The sequence below is a fragment of the Photobacterium sp. GB-56 genome, assembly GCF_003026105.1.
Taxonomy (GTDB): Bacteria; Pseudomonadota; Gammaproteobacteria; order Enterobacterales; family Vibrionaceae; genus Photobacterium.
On the sequence record NZ_PYNW01000002.1, the window covers coordinates 1 to 16,689 of the forward strand.

The window sequence follows — 16,689 nt, forward strand, 5'->3', positions numbered from 1 at the left end:
TGCGTTTGAGTGGTTTCGCTTTATAAGTCTTGCGACTAAGCTGATTGACTGCTTTCATACGGCGTGCATCTGTGTTCCAGATGACACCATCTATTCCAGGCGTTTTACTGCCTTTGTTTTGAGATACACGCTTAACCGCAAGAAGCTTAGCTGAGCGAGAATGAGTTAAGAGCCACTGTAAGGAGTTCACCTTACCGTATTTCTTTTCTCTAGTTGCTTTTGCGATACGCATTTGAAGCTTTAATACGTGTGCTTCAACGGATTTCCAGTCTATTGACTGCCATTGAGCACCGTCAGAAGATGCACTAATCTCTTTCGAGATCATCATTTGCTTTTCTCCTTAAATAAAGTTCTTCAAACTATCTCGCAAAGGGAGACCAGTCGGAAGTGGGCTCACTTTCGTGATCAAACATGAGTCTGTATCTACATCATTACAATGTAGCTTTCGCTTTTTCCGACCTCCTATACCTGCATCACTATCGGCCACTAAGGCTTTCCCAAAGGGAATGATACAGGCTTACCCTGTTCCGTATGTCACGTAAAATGTCAGCTTAGATGCCCACTATAGTGCGGAGAGTACTGCGATCACGAAAGAATACTGTCCAACTTCTTTCCGACTCTCATTGCCATTTTGGCCACAGCGTATTAACCACTTCCGCTGCTTCATCACATAACGCACCTTGGATGGATTCACATACGTTCATCATACTGACTACCTAGCACTCACCCGACTTGTGGTTTTCAGGAGGAACGTCCTCTCACGATTCTTTTCCCACTCAGCCCAACGGCCAAGTTTCGTTACATTGTCCGAGCCGCTGCTTTATTCAGGCTCGTAGGTTCATCTGGTGATACAGACGGTTCACTCATAAAGCGGTGAACAACGCTTCATACGACTTCAGGTCGCACGGACAGAAGAGTGTTAGGTTATTGTTCTATTTGGGGTGCTTGATATTAGGAAAAGTAAGTGCAATGCACTACTTTTAATAACAGTCTTCATGCTATTTCTAATATTTTCTATCAAGTGCTTATAATAGGTGTCGACTTCGCAAGAAAAATCGCGCTGTTAGGCACTTGGTTGCCAATAAGTAGATCTCAACATTTTTCCGAGTAACTCATTAACTTTCACATAATCGTACATAGCTTTTGAATGATATTTAGTCGCCTCATGCTCATCCTTTGCCATTAAACATTGGATACAAACGTCTTTAAAGGCTTGTAAACTAGTTCTAAGTTCATCATCAGAAATTCGCTGAATCAAGAGAGCTGTTTTGGCGCTTAAAGTGCGATTTTTATCGTCTAGTTCTTCAGGTATAGATTGACTCCACTTTCCTGTATCTTCAAAATTAATTTTATCGTATCTATAAATTTGACAACAAGAACGAAAATATTCAAAAAATTCAACCTGTAGATCAAGGATAGTCTCTCTTTGAAAAGCGTTTGCTACTTCTTGTCTTTCATGTTCTTTAGCTTTATTACTCAAAATATGAGAATTCCAGCTAGTTAACGCTGTTGTTGCAATACTTGCTAAAGCTCCAACAATTGTTCCAACAAAACCCCACGTAACAGCTTCCATTATCGTTTCCTAAATATTTCTAACGCCAAATTAATATGTTAAATACACCACTACCTAATCTATAATTCAAACAGATTCAAAACCAGAATATCCAACGTTGTGAGTCTGCCTAGATAGATGTCAGATCCGCGAAACATATCCTTATCTGTGATGCGACTAGACCCACCTAACCTTGGTGAACGCTGGGTTGGATGTCTTTATGTCACTACTTAATTCAACGAATAGTGCATACAGATAATGAAGATCTTTTTAATACGCGTGAAGCTTAATTATATCATTACTATTATTGACTCGTTATGACGACTTTTTGAACTCAATTACAAGCCAGTTATAATCATTACTGACTCTATGGTGAACAATAATATCCGGATAAACTGTCATTGCATTATCATCGTAAACATCAGTTTGTTCTGTACCAATATACAATTCTTTTGGGTCATGCCCATCTCTATTAAATTCACAGTCAACATCATAATGATCGAATTGGGCTTGCAGATACATTCCTATTCGATGAGTCAGAGAGCGTTCGTTCGCATTAACTTCTAACAAATATCGGTCACGAGCGATAAACTGCCTAAAGGAATTAATTACAAGCTGTGAAACTTCAGGGTTTCCTCTAAGCTTTGTTTCAATTTCTTCGTTCATAAGTTCTCAATCGCATAACGCCAGCCATAGTTTCATTGTGAACAATTTTTCAAGATCACCAAACTTCATCAAAACTACCGATTGTCAACTTGATGACCCTGTTATGGCTACTTTTTAGAATATAACATTTGCTCATTTAACTCTGTGTATTCTGATAAAATATCAGGGGAATACGGATACACCATAGTCCCTCCGGTTTCGGGTCGACGAAGAGCTATTTTTTGCATCATAGAAAATAAACCTGGCTGTTTGGCATAATAAAGACCGGGCCTATTATTGGGTGAGTTAATGACAGTGTTGAGAGTATGTTCGAAAAAAGTATAAACATGATCTTCTTGATCAGATTTAAGTTCAAATGCCTCATAGATGAACTTGACTTGCTCTTGTGGATAACCTCTGATTGTTCGTAAAACAGCCCCTGTACCTAAGACGAAAATACCATCTAATGAAGCTAGATTTGCGGAATTAGATTGAGGCCAGTGCTTTCTTGTAAACTCAATACGCTGTTCAATAGATAACTGCCCATCAACATCGTTCTCATAGAAATCATGAATAGTATCAAAATAGCGGAGCGGAAAAGAAAGATCGCTGCCATAAGCAAAAATGTACTTAGATATATTTATATTTTGTATATGAGGTGTTCTAACAAAATCAAATATACCATCGGAAGCTAACATTGCTTTCTTTAACGTATCGCTAGTTAATGTACTTTTTACTTCTATTACAACTCTACACGCTTCAGGAGGTACAATGACAAAGTCACCATCACGGAAAATGGCAGCATAGTCAACTGAATCCCAAACAATTATATCTTGCTGCTTAGATTTTATTTCTTTTCCATCAGGGTCAAGCGCAAGAATGAAGCCTGTACTAATTTCATATCTTTTGGGTAAAAGTTGTTTTAGTAAGATCCGTAGAAGTTCTTCTTTATAATTTCCAACCGATAACCAATGATCTCTACCAATTAGGAAATCCAAACGTTTCATTTTACTCTGGAGCTCATGACTATGAGAGCTAAAAAAACTCGATACATTACCTTCCAATGAATTCTCCTGTAACCATAAACAGTATATTAATAAGCATTCTTACTTTCGTACAAAAATATACGCATAAAAAACCTTTATCATACTAGATATAATCTATATATATCATGAAGTTGATAACAATTTTCACGCCTGACGCTCAATGAGAGGATGTGAAAAGTAAGAAATGTATTTAATCAGCCTTATTTAAAACAAAACTAATCCGAAACCACGTTAATATACTATGAATGAGTAAAAGGTCTAACGCATAAAGGGGCATTAACGAGTTTGAAATTGCTAACTCAACAGTTCTTTCGGGTAGCTATTCCGCTTATGAGAGTTACTAGGTGCCTCGGTGAACTGCCTCATGTCATCACTACTTCCAACGATATGAATTTCACTTTCTGCTCTTGTAATTGCCGTATAGAGCCATGCTCTATCGACTATTCTGCCATTTTAAGCCCTCAATTAGATTAGAAAATACAAAGAGTTGCATTTGGGTCTTTATTTACTTTCTTCTATACTCCGCATCGCCCTTTGAAAAATAGCCATTACATTTGGATCGCTTTGACCGATGTTGGCGATTTTTTGAATAAACGCTTGTAGATAACCGATTTCATCTTTTGCTACTTTTAATTCCGCTTCTAGCTGAATGATTTTTTCTGCTAAATCAATATCTTTTTGTAGATAGATAAGTAGATCAGTATTGTCAGCGGAAACAGGTTGCCCCTTGAGTGAGCGTTTTCTATCTTTGTATTCATTTTTTATATTGAGATATTTATCAAGTGTTTGCCGCGTCGTAGTGATCGCAAGGCTAGACTCAATTTTCGTGACTAATAAATCCCAAGTCAGCTTTCCTTCCCAACTTCTAATTAACGCTTGAATGGAGATTTGTTGATCAGTGTCTAATGATTTAGTTGCCATGTGTATTTCCCTATACTGATCCCAAAAAGCCTAAAAAGTTATCTTTAGCTGAGTCAGCTGAGTCGTTATTTGTTTGGGTTGTTGCAGCAAGAGCCGCTTGAAGAGCTTCTTTCGCATCAGGTAGCGATAGCTTACGTTCTGTTACTGTCTTGGTTTCTAAATCTGTAATTCGCATGACATTTGAACGAGTCAAAAAACGAACAATAGCCCCTTCTTTGATGGAGTCATCTGATAGCACTTCAATAAGACTCTTGAGCATACAAGTATTTTGGTAGTGGGTTTCATACCATTGCTGCATTCCTTCACTGGTTGCAAAGTTAATGGCCTCCTGAACTTGCTTTAGGTTGTGTTTCTGGATTGTTAAATCCTTATTTAGCAGTTCAATCGCATCTTTATCATGCGCAATATGGCATGAGGATGAACAGAGTGTGCATTGTGTTTCAAATTCCGTCATGTAAGTGCAAGGAATTAACGTTAAATCTTGGGTGCAAAAGCCGACCTCATTGACAAAAGTTGGGCTTAAGTTATCGGTGGCATCATCGTATTGAGCTTTACTCTGTAGGCGTTTGCCAACCTTATCTTGTACTTCTTCCTCGGTTTCTTTTTCATATAGAATATCACTGATCACTGAGGCATTTTGGGCATTAGTCGTATGAATATAGGTGAGTGTTTGCGCAGGGTTTTTACGGCCAGACAGCATCGTTATGAGTAAGTGGGGCAACCCCTTATTGGCTAGGTAGTTATTTTGCCAATGCCTGAATTGGTGAGGGGTGATTGCGAAACCTGTTGAGAAACCATGCCGCTCAAAGATGGTTGTGTAACCGTTTTTGCCTTTTTTGATGTTTCTATCAAAAAAAGTACTTACAGATTCGATGGGAACTAACAGGAAGTGAGAGGCTTGCTGAGTGCTTAATTGTTTTTCAGTATAGGTAAATAAAGCTTGCTCATAATCGACACGCTTGGTCTTAGCTTTATTGTACCCTGACATAGCTTGTTGATTAGTTGTAATGTAATGGTTTTGAAATTCTGCAACCGTCATTTCTGTTTGACCATTGAAATATTTACTCAATTGGCTTTTTATTTTGACACTAGCACCAACAAGTAAGGATGGATAAGGACATTGGCTTTTAATTTCTAGTTTATCGAATGGCAACAGCTTGGTGATGTGTTTGATAAATACAGGGGAATTTTTACGTTTTGTCGCATCAATCGCACCCTTGGTATCGCACGTAACACGGGCATAGCCGTCGCTGTCATCATAAAAGCCCAATAAAAAACCAAGCTGGATCAGGTTGGTCGGTTTACTGTCGTTGGGTTTGAGTGCATCTAGGTTTTTGGCACTTGGCTTAAACTCACCTAACACTTTTTTTAAACTTACGGTTGGGTTTTGATAAAACCTTGCTAATACTCTCGCTGGCTCAGTTACAAGAGCGGTATAGTGTAATGCTCGGTCTAGGCTTTCGGCCATTTCAGCATTGATATGATTCTGATAGTCTTTATATCCTTTTGAACCTCGCCAATTAAGGTAGTAGACAGTATTAATGTTGTTATTGACCACTTCATTATGGGCTTTCACGCGTTGCTTGGTTAGTAACACTTGCTCTGGTGCCGCTCGATTGGGGGACGACATCGCAAGTGCTGACATGGTGCAAACATAACTATCGAGTTGACTCGTTGTTGGATGAATGAGAGTAGCCCAAGAATTAGTATTCTCTTTATTCTTGATGTCTTGATAAGGCGGGATTGCATCATAAAAGATCGCCCCGAGTGCCAATAACGCCTTTTCATCAGGCAGTTTACTGTTTTCAGCCTCGATAGCGTCATCACCGCTTTTGTTTCTTGTCCCTTTATACTCTCTCGTTAGGTTCGGGAATTGACTGACAGGAAGCATCTTATGGGCTTTTAGCCACTCAAAAAATCCAGAAAGAGGCTTGATATTGTTCATTTCATCGATGGTGTTTTGAATCTCATCCAGACTGGAAGAAGCGATATCTTCATTAAGAGCAATAAGAAATTTTCTTGCCGCAGTGATTTTACCTCTCTTGTACTTGTTAGAATTATTTTCTTTTAGTACATCAAGAGCAAAGGCAAAGAGTAGATGGTGCGTATGTTCATCGAGCCTGTCTTTATCGGAAAAAGTTGAGTTAATATTGGCGCGGGGTTGATTATCGTTATTGAAAAGGAGGTTAATAGAGATGCCTTTGTTGCTGGTAAAGGTAACAGCAATGTCCTCCCACGTTGCTTGCTTTCCTGATGGCGCGGTAAAACCAAGTAACGGCTGTTTTTTCTTTTCGGCGATATAAGCGTGTTGATTGGTTATGTAACGGTTGAGTGTGTTCATTTTTCATCTCCAAGCTTAGCCGATTTTCTCTCTTCACAAATGGCTATAGTCGCCTTGATGTAAAGAATGATTTTCTTGAGGCGTTTGACTGTCGCAGGGTGTGCTGATTGACTATTTATCACCAGTTTTCTTTCCGCTTTATCAAGATATTGTTGATGGTTTGCCGTTTCTAGAGGTCTAAAGTTGTCGCAGGGATAACAGGCCATAGGCGCACCGCCTTTTGACTGACAACTGGAGCAGTTAGCAGGATTGAGTTTATGGCCAATTTCTTCATCAAACCTGCTTTTTACTTTGAAATCATCGTGCACTTGTAACTCTTTTACCGACAGGCTATCAAATCGCTTGATGATATGGTTCCCAGCATACGCCTCATCAACTTTAACTCGCTCTGAGGTTTTCAAATCAAGATAGGGGGTAATCGCATCAATGGTGACACCTGTTATAGCAGCAAGGTGGGCAGGGCTTAACCCATATTTTGCACCTTGGGTGAGAATGGTGTGTCGCCAGCGGTTGTTACCAAGTCGCAAAGAATCGTTTGGACATCTATCGCTGTTTGGCTTGAGTTTGCTTCCGAATAAATAACGTATATTGCTTCTAAGGGTGAGCGAAGTCATATGATAGGCTTTTGAGGTATCGCTATTGGAGATAAACAGTTTGGCTTTAGATTCGAAATTAGAGCTAAATAAGCTTTTGTCAGGCAATACAGGTAGGCGTCTCATGAGTTCTTTAGTCTCATCTTCACCTAATGTGATGTGTTGTATAGACAGCGAATGTAAAAGGAAGTGTTCATAAACCTGATAGTAACGCAAAAGCAGTCGAGAAAAGTCTGACTCTAGGCGGTGTGAGCGTGATTCCGCATCACCTCGAAATTGTCCATCCTTGCCTTTAAAGGTGCGAACGTGCAATTGCTCCACATCTGAGAACAAGTGTTGAGTAACGGGTTTCCAGTTAAGGTTCGGTTCTTTATGAGATAAAAAGGTTTCCCCTACAGGTAAAACATCACACCATTTAAGTTGCACAAGTTGGGTTGGTCGTCTTATCAGGGCGAGAAGTAACTGACTGGCTATGACATTCCGTAGTGCGGTAAACTTATTTTGCGATAGTATTTCCCCTTCTAATACTTGCTTCGTTTCAATTCTTAAGCTTTCAAGAATATTGTCGTGCTCAACTTCACTGTAAGCACCCGTTTTTGGGTCAAGAATGCTTTTCATTACACCTTGGCGCTTTAAATTTTCATCTTTAACTGTGTCATATAACGGTTGGAGAGTATGGCAGGTATAACCATTTCTTGGGTGGCATAGGGCGTATAAGCCATCTCTGACATTTTTCTTGTAAGTATCTAGTGTGAGCCACCACGCCTGAAAATCGTGAATGTCGAGATATTTTACAATGGATTTGAGGATGCTAACGTTGCTGTTTAGAGACTTATAAGTGTAATGCTTTGCGGCATGTGCTATTGCTAATCTTAAGTCCAGATAAGTATTGGTATTTAATTCATTCATCCAATTTAGATATAAATAGGATTTATAACCAAGCTCCCACGTATCTGAAAGCACATCAAAAGAGTAACCATCTTCTCTTGCATTGAATATGCGCTGACCATCGTACTCCTTTTTTAATGTTGCGATATGGCTATGACTCATGACCACCTCCTAACCTCGGAACAGCTTTAGATTGGGTTCTAGCGGAAATATCAGCCACAGTGACCGCCAGTTGATATTCGTTATAGACGGATGCCATTTTCGAGTCTTCAACCCAGCCCATTGCATATTTGCGTAAATCTTCAATTTTTTCAGGTGTTAACCCATGCTCTCTCGCCTTATCTTCAAAAACTTCATTCCATTTATGACGAAGCTTGTGAGGGTGGAGCTTGATACCTAATGCCTCACCAAATTTATCTACGATTTTGTGAATGGATTTATACGTGAGCGGTTGCCCTGATGTTGTCCCTTTTTCTGAGATGAACACAAAGTCATGTTCACGGGCGGTTGTATTTTCTGCTCGTACAGTTTGTATGTAGAGCTTGATAAGCTTCATTAACTCTGAGGAAATAGAAACCGATAGCGCTTTGGTTTTATTTGATGGGCGTTCTAACCTTGGATCAGTCGGATCATTGGGAGTTCTGGTCAATAGGAAGCGAGGGTTATCCCAATCGTCAATCAAGTCACTGACTTTTAGCTTTAAAACCGCACCAACACGAACCCCTGTGTTAATTAGGATTTGCATGATGAGTTGGTTTCTTAATTTGCTGGATTTAAATGGGTTCTCAGGTGAACTCTCTTTGATGATTTCAAGCAAATAAAAGAACTTATCTGAAGGTATTACCGACTCAAATGCATCTTTAACGATGGTGTTATTTTTACGTGTGCCGCCAATAAACGTGTCTATGTATAACTTAAACTTATTGAATTGGTCGTCCACTCTGGCTTGAGTATTAGTTGGCTCTTGATCATAGTGGTGGCAAACGAACAAGTATTCGATATAAGCCCTCAGTCGAATTAAGCGCTGACGTAATGTGTGTGCGGAAACTTGTGGTTGGCTATGTGAAGTCGCATGGATGGCATCTCTTATGCGCTTGTCAGAAATTGCTACGGTATTACTTTCATCAATAGTGCTTTCATTAGCATAAAGCTTGCACGATCTAACAAAATCATCGACCTCTTGCCTTGAAAGAAATTCACCAGAGCTGACACGCTCAACAAGATCGATACCTTGCTCGATAAAATAACAGTATAAAAATTTCAGCTCATAGGCGTATTTTTTTAGTGTATGAAAAGCTGGAGCTTGAGTGCTTGCTTTATTCTTTCTTGCCGAAAGTGGGGAGTTATGGTTTCCGTTAAGATAAGCATTAAGGTACAAGCAAGCGGGAAATACACCAGATCTTACAATGAGGGGAAAGCTGTACCCATCGGCATCTTTATAAATTTTTACTGCAACATTTTCACTTAATTCATTCATTACAAAATCACAAGTTGGTTACATATTAATCTAATATAGTTACACTTGGTGATTTTGTAAAGTAAAAAAAATGGCTCATTAAAGAGCCATCAGTAATTTAAGTGTATTTATTTCTTCTTTTTCTTTACACTTTCTTTTGGTGGAGAGTACTCACAGAGGTCCTCGATTAGGCAGCTGCCACAGCGCGGTTTTCTTGCAATGCAGGTATAGCGTCCGTGTAAAATTAACCAATGGTGAACATCAACTTTAAATTCTTTTGGCACAACCTTTAAGAGTTTCTCTTCAACTTGGTCGACGTTTTTCCCCATGGCAAATTTAGTTCGATTACAAACTCGGAAGATGTGAGTATCTACTGCAATTGTCGGCCATCCAAATGCCGTATTTAAAACAACATTTGCGGTCTTTCGACCAACTCCAGGTAGTGCTTCTAATGCTTCTCGGTTTTCTGGGATCTCGCCATTATGTTTATCTAAGAGAATACGGCAGGTTTTAATGACATTTTCTGCTTTAGAATTAAATAACCCAATGGTTTTTATATATTCTTTAACGCCGTCAACGCCTAAGTCGTAAATAGCTTGAGGGGTATTAGCAACAGGATAAAGCTTGTCGGTTGCTTTATTTACGCTGACATCGGTAGCTTGAGCTGAGAGTAATACCGCAATCAATAACTCGAAAGGCGTGCTCCAATGAAGCTCTGTTTCCGGGTGTGGGTTTTCAGCGCGTAAACGTTCAAGAATTTGGACGCGTTTTTGATTATTCATTTTCTATTCCAAATAAGGCTTATTGCAATATAAGTAGGGAGTGACAGAGTGAGCATCTGTCGTTGCAATTAAGCATTTTACTATTCCATTATTTTGTCGCGATATGTAATAAAAAGAAACCCAATAAGTATGATACTTATTGGGTTTGATCTTTAGTCTACGCTAGTGACGCGAGCACGTTCAACCGTTGGCTTTGATGCTTCTTTAGGCTGTTTTTGTTGACGGCGTTTATCAATCACATTTTTGGCCGCAATCATCAAACCGACACCAAGAAAGGCACCCGGTGGTAACATTGCAAGCAAGAACCCTGAATCAAAATGGAATACTTGGATTCGTAAAACTGATGCCCAGCTACCTAGTAGGCGATCAGCACCATCAAATAAGGTTCCTTTGCTCAATAGTTCTCGCATTGCGCCCAGAATGAATAGCGCAGATGTCATGCCTAACCCCATCCATAAACCATCGAGTACTGCTGGTAATGGTGCATTTTTAGAGGCAAAGGCTTCAGCGCGACCAATGATAATACAGTTGGTTACAATCAAGGCGATGAAGATCCCTAATGATTTGTATAAACCAAAAGTAAAGGCATTCATCAATAACTGTACGCAGGTTACGAGTGAGGCAATGATCATTACAAACACTGGAATACGGATCTCAGAGGGTACCCAGTGACGAATTAAAGACACAATTAAGTTTGAGCCTATCAGTACTAAAGTCGTCGCAAGCCCCAAACCTAAAGCATTTGTCACCGTTGATGAAACGGCAAGTAAAGGGCATAGGCCGAGAAGCTGAACAATGGTCGGGTTATTTAGCCATAAGCCATTTGCCATTAACTCTTTATTAGTTGTCATATCACTCACCTGCACAATCAAGTGGTTGGTTGATGATTTTATCCTGGTTTTGATCCCAGTATAACGAAATATTTTTTACTGCTTTGACGACGGCTCGCGGTGTTATGGTCGCACCTGTGAATTGATCAAATTCACCACCATCTTTACGTACTTTAAATGATGGGTCGTTATCACCATTTACCCGCTTACCATTAAAGCTGTAAATCCAGTTACTAACAGTGGTTTCAATTTTATCACCCAATCCTGGAGTTTCGTTTTGTTGTAATACACGAACGCCAGTGATCACGCCATTCATGTCTAAACCAACAATAATTTTAATTGCGCCGCTATAACCGTCAGGGGCAATCCCTTCAATTGCCACACCAACAGGCTTATTATCTTTTTTAGCGATATAAGCAGGCATCTGAGCCAATGTACCTAAACGCTTATGATCTCTTACTAAAGTACAACTTTTGTAGAGTAAGTTATCGTGGCTTGCTACGGGAATCACTTGGTTTAGAGTATCCAGTAACTGTACCCGCTGCTGCTCTGCTATACGATCTTCTGTTAGGTAGTTCGTCAGGGCTACTAGCGCTGTCGCTAAACACGCAAAAGTGGCAAGAATAGCACCGTTTTTTTTCATTGCATTAAACATGGCTGCTCTCTTAATTAGTGCCCGTAAGTACGAGGACGAGTGTAGTAATCAATAAGTGGTACACATAAGTTACCCAGTAAAACGGCAAAGGCAACGCCATCTGGGAAGCCACCCCATGTGCGGATCAGATAAATCATGACACCGATAAAGCCACCAAAAATTAAACGGCCTTTTACCGTCGTTGATGCTGTTACTGGATCGGTGGCAATAAAGAAAGCACCTAACATGGTTGCACCTGAGAATAGGTGCAACAACGGAGAGCCAGTCGTATCAGGATGAACAATGTAAACAAGGCTACTGATCACAAATAGTGACGTTAGCATAGCAACAGGGATATGCCATTGAATAACACGAAGCTTTAATAAGATTAAACCACCAACAAGGAAGCCCATGTTAATCCACTCCCAGCCAATACCTGCAATCGCGCCGTAAACAGGTTTTGTCATTGTTTCAGCCGTTGTAAACCCTGTGTGTAACGCTGTTTTTAGTGTATCTAGCGGTGTTGCCATCGTGTAACCATCAACTGACATTTTCAGTTGTGGAACACTAAATCCATCTTGAGTAAAGCCAGTAAAGATTGCATAAATACTATCCATAAAGTTAGCTGGTTGTGCACTCAATGATGCTGGTGGTAACCAGGTTGTCATCTGTACTGGGAATGAAATGAGCAGTACGACATAAGCAATCATCGCGGGGTTAAAGAGGTTTTGTCCCATACCGCCATAAAGGTGTTTTGCAATGACTATCGCAAAGAAAACACCAATAACAGTTAACCACCAAGGTGCTAATGGTGGGATTGATAAACCAATTAATACGCCAGTAAGCAGAGCTGTATTATCTCTTAAATAAGGTACAACAGGACGTTTACGCAGTTTTACAATAATCGCTTCAAATATGATTGCAGAAATAGATGCTAATACAATTTGGATCAGAGTACCGAAACCAAAGAAGTAGCATTGAGCAATAACGCCAAATACCGAGCATAATATAACTGTACGCATAATAGCGCTGGTGCTTCGGCGGTTATGGTCATGGGGTGAACTGGCAATATTAAACGCCACGGTTAATCTTCCTCAATGTTTTGTTGTTCTTTGGCGGCTTGTTGTGCCGCTTTTCTTGCTTTAGCGCGAGCGACGGCAGCAGCAACAGCGGCTTTTTTCGGATCAACGTTTTCAGCTTCAACTACAGGTTCAGGTGCTGATTCTGCTTGTGCTTCTGTTTGTTGTGCGGCTTTTCTTGCTTTAGCACGAGCGACGGCAGCAGCAACAGCGGCTTTTTTCGGATCAACGTTTTCAGCTTCAACTACAGGTTCAGGTGCTGATTCAGCTTGTGCCTCTGCTTGTTGTGCGGCTTTTCTTGCTTTAGCGCGAGCGACGGCAGCAGCAACAGCGGCTTTTTTCGGATCAACGTTTTCAGCTTCAACTTCAGATTCTGGTGCTGATTCAGCTTGTGCTTCTGTTTGTTGTGCGGCTTTTCTTGCTTTAGCACGAGCGACGGCAGCAGCAACAGCGGCTTTTTTTGGATCAACGTTTTCAGCTTCAACTACAGGTTCAGGTGCTGATTCTGCTTGTGCCTCTGCTTGTTGTGCGGCTTTTCTTGCTTTAGCACGAGCGACGGCAGCAGCAACAGCGGCTTTTTTCGGATCAACGCTTTCAGCTTCAACTTCATATTCTGGTGTTGATTCCGCTTGTGCTTGTTGTGCGGCTTTTCTTGCTTTAGCGCGGGCGACGGCAGCTGCGACAGCATCTTTTTTACTGTCATTTTCAGTAGCGGTTTGGTTATTTGCTGTAGCTTCTTTTTCAGCCTTACGTTCACGAGCTTGACGCTTACGCTCTTCACGTAATTTCGCCATTTCACTGTTATCTGGCAGGCTTTCTGAAGTTGCACCTTGTGCTGAAGCTGCTTGTTTTGCTTTTGCTTTTGCAATCGCTGCTGCAACAGCCGGTTTCACTTCTGCTGTATCTGCTTTAGCGGCTGCTGCTTGTTTGGCTTTTACGCGGGCAATAGCGGCAGCGACTGCATCATCACCCCCAGTTTTCGCCATTTCATCACGACGAGAATCAGCCGCTTTTTTAAAGCGGTTTTCACGTTCAGCCTTATCACGTTCCATGCGTGCTTGTTTGGCTTCAAAGCGTTGGCGAGCTCGTTCTGCATTCATTTCATCTTGGCTACGTGCCCAGATCTCAGCTTTTGCTTGGCGATAGTACTGAACAAGAGGGATCTCACTTGGACAGACATATGCACAAGCACCGCACTCAATACAATCTTGCAGATTATATTCTTCACACTTGTCGTAATTTTGATCCTTGGCGTACCACTGTAATTGCTGTGGGAGCAATGATGATGGGCAAACATCCGCACAAGCAGAACAACGGATACATGCCATTTCATAGGTATGTAATGGGAGTTCTTTGCGTTTTGGTGCCAAAATACAGTTTGTTATTTTGGTGATCGGTACATTGGAATGTGGGAGTGTAAATCCCATTAACGATCCACCAATGATCACACGAGGATGTTTTTTATCGGCTTTATAGCCAAACTTATCTAATAAGTAGGCAATCGGCGTACCTAACATAGCAAAAACATTACCACGTTTCTTAAAGGCTTCACCGGTTAGCGTAACAACACGCTCAATTAGTGGTTCACCGTCGATAATGGCGCGTTTAATTGCAAAAGCAGTACCTATGTTTTGCATGATAACGCCAACAGAAGTTGAACGTGACTGACTTGGTACTTCTCTGCCTGTTAAAATTTTAACTAACTGCTTTGAGCTACCAGATGGATATTTTGTTGGTACAACACGTATCAGAATGTTGTCTGCTTCGGTGACATGCTGCTCAAGGGCTTTAATCGCTTCAGGTTTGTTATCTTCAATACCGATGATTGTTAGCTTTGGGCTAATAATATGGCGAAGAATACGAACCCCTTCGATCACTTCTTCAGCATAATCGCGCATGAGTCGGTCATCGGCAGTAATATATGGCTCACACTCAGCCGCGTTGATAATTAAAATATCAACATTACCTAAACCGCCTTGAAGTTTTCTTGCGGTAGGGAAACCAGCACCACCTAATCCAGCGATACCACTCAAACGGATTGTTTCGATCAGTTCTGCGGGATCACGATCTTGATAATCGGCATAGGTTTTTTTCTCTCCCCAAGTATCGGTGTGATCTGGGTGAAGAACGATACATAAATCGCTTAAACCTGAAGGGTGAGCAGTCGTACGTTGTTCAATGGCTATTACTGTACCAGATGTAGGCGCATGCACAGGGACACACATTGCAATGTCACCTTGTGTCAGAGCTTGACCTTTTTGTACTTTGTCGCCAACAGCAACAATAATGTCACCTTTAGAACCAATATGCTGCTTAAGTGGTAAAACGAGTTCTTGTGGAATACCAGCACTAACGATAGGTGCTTGATTTGAGATTTTTTTATTTTCAGCGGGATGAATACCGCCGTGGAAATCCCACAACTTACCTTGTTTGATTTGCTCAATGATAGATAGCATAACTACGACTCTACCTTTTCTGTACTCGGTGCATCACTGATATTTACGATTGGAATTTGGTTTAGTTGCCATTTCCAATTATCAGGCGTTTCTTTAACTGGGATCATTTCGATACAGTCAGTAGGGCAGGGAGCAACACAGAGATCGCAACCTGTACATTCGTCTTTGATAACCGTATGCATAGATTTAGTGCCGCCAACAATGGCATCGACAGGGCACGCTTGAATACATTTAGTACAGCCAATGCACATATCTTCATGAATAAATGCGACTTTTTTAATGTTTTCTTCTGTACCTTGGGTTGAATCAGGAACATCAACACCCATCAAGTCAGCTAATTTTTCAATAGTAACTTGACCGCCAGGAGGACACTTATTGATCACATCGCCATTGGCAATCGCTTCTGCGTAAGGGCGACAGCCAGGATAGCCACATTGACCACATTGGGTTTGCGGAAGAATACTGTCGATTTGTTCAACAATAGGATCGGCTTCAACTTTAAATTTAACCGAAGCAAACCCAAGAATTAGTCCGAAAATGGCAGCCAGAATAACGATGGCAATGACTGCGATAAGGATCCCACTCATTACAATTTCACCAATCCAGTAAAGCCCATAAATGCAAGAGACATTAGCCCTGCGGTGATCATCGCAATGGATGCGCCTTTGAATGGCTCAGGTACATCAGCGGCAGCAATGCGTTCACGCATAGAAGCAAATAAAACAAGCACAAGTGAGAAACCCACTGCAGCACCAAAACCATAAATAACGGATTCAATAAAGTTATGACGCTCATTTACGTTTAATAAGGCGACACCTAACACCGCACAGTTAGTGGTGATAAGTGGTAAGAAAATACCTAATAAACGATAAAGCGTTGGGCTTGTTTTATGTACGACCATTTCTGTGAATTGCACAACAACGGCAATGACTAGAATAAAGCTTAGTGTGCGTAGGTACTGAATCCCTAATGGATCCAAAATGTAAGTTTCAACAAGATAAGCACAAACAGAAGCAAGCGTCAGCACAAAAGTGGTTGCTAAGCCCATTCCAATAGCTGTTTCTAATTTTTTAGATACGCCCATAAATGGACATAAGCCTAAAAATTTAACGAGTACAAAGTTGTTAACCAACACAGTACCAATAAGTAATAGGAGGTATTCAGTCATACCGGCTTCATTATTATTAAAAGAGATCTAAACATTATCTGATTTTGTTGCCGTTATAACAACTCCTGTGGTGTAGGGTTTTAGTGATTATTGTGTTTTTCATAAAGATAGATCATGAAATATAAGTTTTTAATTTAGTTACTACGGCTTTGTTTAGCTGTGCGATCAAAAAACACCCACTGCATATGACGCAGAAGTTATCAGTTTTTGGTTTTGTGTTTATTAATTGTTATTTGACTGTATGCCTTAGCCAGAAAGCTTGTGATGATGAGTTAAGTTTTCGCAAAATATGTTTGGA

The 16,689-nt window shown here is 40.6% G+C and carries 15 protein-coding genes; all 15 read right to left on the reverse strand.

The genetic code is table 11. The features are described 5' to 3' along the window. On the reverse strand, positions 1 to 328 hold a 328-nt coding region (locus tag C9J42_RS02795), incomplete at its 3' end, for a reverse transcriptase N-terminal domain-containing protein (protein ID WP_199188150.1). A gap of 735 nt (positions 329 to 1,063) precedes the next feature. Next, a complete protein-coding gene (locus C9J42_RS02800) occupies positions 1,064 to 1,573 on the reverse strand; it encodes a hypothetical protein (protein ID WP_107301636.1) in 510 nt (169 codons plus the stop codon). 294 nt (positions 1,574 to 1,867) lie between these two features. Beyond that, the gene (locus C9J42_RS02805; RefSeq protein ID WP_107301637.1) at positions 1,868 to 2,218 is read right to left on the reverse strand and encodes a hypothetical protein; all 351 of its coding nucleotides are present in this window, start codon (positions 2,216 to 2,218) and stop codon (positions 1,868 to 1,870) included. Between the two features lie 107 nt (positions 2,219 to 2,325). Continuing rightward, positions 2,326 to 3,261 (reverse strand): DUF6602 domain-containing protein, encoded by a 936-nt coding sequence (locus C9J42_RS02810; RefSeq protein WP_107301638.1) that lies wholly within the window; start codon positions 3,259 to 3,261, stop codon positions 2,326 to 2,328. 483 nt (positions 3,262 to 3,744) lie between these two features. Then, complete coding sequence (locus C9J42_RS02820; RefSeq protein ID WP_107292160.1) at positions 3,745 to 4,164, reverse strand: hypothetical protein; 420 nt, start codon at positions 4,162 to 4,164, stop codon at positions 3,745 to 3,747. Positions 4,165 to 4,174: 10 nt separating this feature from the next. After that, the gene (locus C9J42_RS02825; RefSeq protein ID WP_107301639.1) at positions 4,175 to 6,505 is read right to left on the reverse strand and encodes a hypothetical protein; all 2,331 of its coding nucleotides are present in this window, start codon (positions 6,503 to 6,505) and stop codon (positions 4,175 to 4,177) included. Further along, complete coding sequence (locus tag C9J42_RS21680) at positions 6,502 to 8,148, reverse strand: hypothetical protein (RefSeq protein WP_107301640.1); 1,647 nt, start codon at positions 8,146 to 8,148, stop codon at positions 6,502 to 6,504. Before C9J42_RS21680 ends, C9J42_RS02825 begins: the two co-directional genes overlap by 4 nt. Continuing rightward, positions 8,138 to 9,463, reverse strand: a complete 1,326-nt coding sequence (locus C9J42_RS02835) for a site-specific integrase (RefSeq protein ID WP_107301641.1) — start codon at positions 9,461 to 9,463, stop codon at positions 8,138 to 8,140. Before C9J42_RS02835 ends, C9J42_RS21680 begins: the two co-directional genes overlap by 11 nt. 107 nt (positions 9,464 to 9,570) lie before the next feature. Further along, entirely contained in the window at positions 9,571 to 10,224 is a 654-nt protein-coding gene (nth, locus tag C9J42_RS02840) for an endonuclease III (protein WP_107292156.1), read from the reverse strand. 152 nt (positions 10,225 to 10,376) lie between these two features. Further along, positions 10,377 to 11,075 (reverse strand): electron transport complex subunit E, encoded by a 699-nt coding sequence (locus tag C9J42_RS02845; RefSeq protein ID WP_107206148.1) that lies wholly within the window; start codon positions 11,073 to 11,075, stop codon positions 10,377 to 10,379. A gap of 1 nt (position 11,076) precedes the next feature. Continuing rightward, positions 11,077 to 11,709, reverse strand: a complete 633-nt coding sequence (rsxG, locus tag C9J42_RS02850; protein ID WP_107206149.1) for an electron transport complex subunit RsxG — start codon at positions 11,707 to 11,709, stop codon at positions 11,077 to 11,079. Between the two features lie 14 nt (positions 11,710 to 11,723). Then, on the reverse strand, positions 11,724 to 12,770 hold the full coding sequence (gene rsxD / locus C9J42_RS02855) for an electron transport complex subunit RsxD (RefSeq protein WP_107259673.1): 1,047 nt from the start codon (positions 12,768 to 12,770) through the stop codon (positions 11,724 to 11,726). A gap of 2 nt (positions 12,771 to 12,772) precedes the next feature. Further along, the gene (gene rsxC / locus C9J42_RS02860) at positions 12,773 to 15,223 is read right to left on the reverse strand and encodes an electron transport complex subunit RsxC (RefSeq protein WP_107301642.1); all 2,451 of its coding nucleotides are present in this window, start codon (positions 15,221 to 15,223) and stop codon (positions 12,773 to 12,775) included. 2 nt (positions 15,224 to 15,225) lie between these two features. After that, positions 15,226 to 15,810, reverse strand: coding sequence for an electron transport complex subunit RsxB (gene rsxB, locus C9J42_RS02865; protein ID WP_105059814.1), 585 nt, complete (start codon positions 15,808 to 15,810; stop codon positions 15,226 to 15,228). Continuing rightward, positions 15,810 to 16,391: an electron transport complex subunit RsxA gene (rsxA, locus tag C9J42_RS02870; protein WP_045083337.1), complete on the reverse strand. Its 582-nt coding sequence runs from the start codon at positions 16,389 to 16,391 to the stop codon at positions 15,810 to 15,812. Before rsxA ends, rsxB begins: the two co-directional genes overlap by 1 nt. Positions 16,392 to 16,689: the final 298 nt, after the last annotated feature.

Excerpts from the sequence above, each read along its gene's own strand:
- C9J42_RS02800 (WP_107301636.1), bottom strand. The coding sequence starts at position 1,573 with ATGGAAGCTGTTACGTGGGGTTTTGTTGGAACAATTGTTGGAGCTTTA.
- C9J42_RS02805 (WP_107301637.1), bottom strand. The coding sequence starts at position 2,218 with ATGAACGAAGAAATTGAAACAAAGCTTAGAGGAAACCCTGAAGTTTCA.
- C9J42_RS02820 (WP_107292160.1), bottom strand. The coding sequence starts at position 4,164 with ATGGCAACTAAATCATTAGACACTGATCAACAAATCTCCATTCAAGCG.
- C9J42_RS02825 (WP_107301639.1), bottom strand. The coding sequence starts at position 6,505 with ATGAACACACTCAACCGTTACATAACCAATCAACACGCTTATATCGCC.
- C9J42_RS21680 (WP_107301640.1), bottom strand. The coding sequence starts at position 8,148 with ATGAGTCATAGCCATATCGCAACATTAAAAAAGGAGTACGATGGTCAG.
- C9J42_RS02835 (WP_107301641.1), bottom strand. The coding sequence starts at position 9,463 with ATGAATGAATTAAGTGAAAATGTTGCAGTAAAAATTTATAAAGATGCC.
- nth (WP_107292156.1), bottom strand. The coding sequence starts at position 10,224 with ATGAATAATCAAAAACGCGTCCAAATTCTTGAACGTTTACGCGCTGAA.
- C9J42_RS02845 (WP_107206148.1), bottom strand. The coding sequence starts at position 11,075 with ATGACAACTAATAAAGAGTTAATGGCAAATGGCTTATGGCTAAATAAC.
- rsxG (WP_107206149.1), bottom strand. The coding sequence starts at position 11,709 with ATGTTTAATGCAATGAAAAAAAACGGTGCTATTCTTGCCACTTTTGCG.
- rsxC (WP_107301642.1), bottom strand. The coding sequence starts at position 15,223 with ATGCTATCTATCATTGAGCAAATCAAACAAGGTAAGTTGTGGGATTTC.
- rsxB (WP_105059814.1), bottom strand. The coding sequence starts at position 15,810 with ATGAGTGGGATCCTTATCGCAGTCATTGCCATCGTTATTCTGGCTGCC.
- rsxA (WP_045083337.1), bottom strand. The coding sequence starts at position 16,391 with ATGACTGAATACCTCCTATTACTTATTGGTACTGTGTTGGTTAACAAC.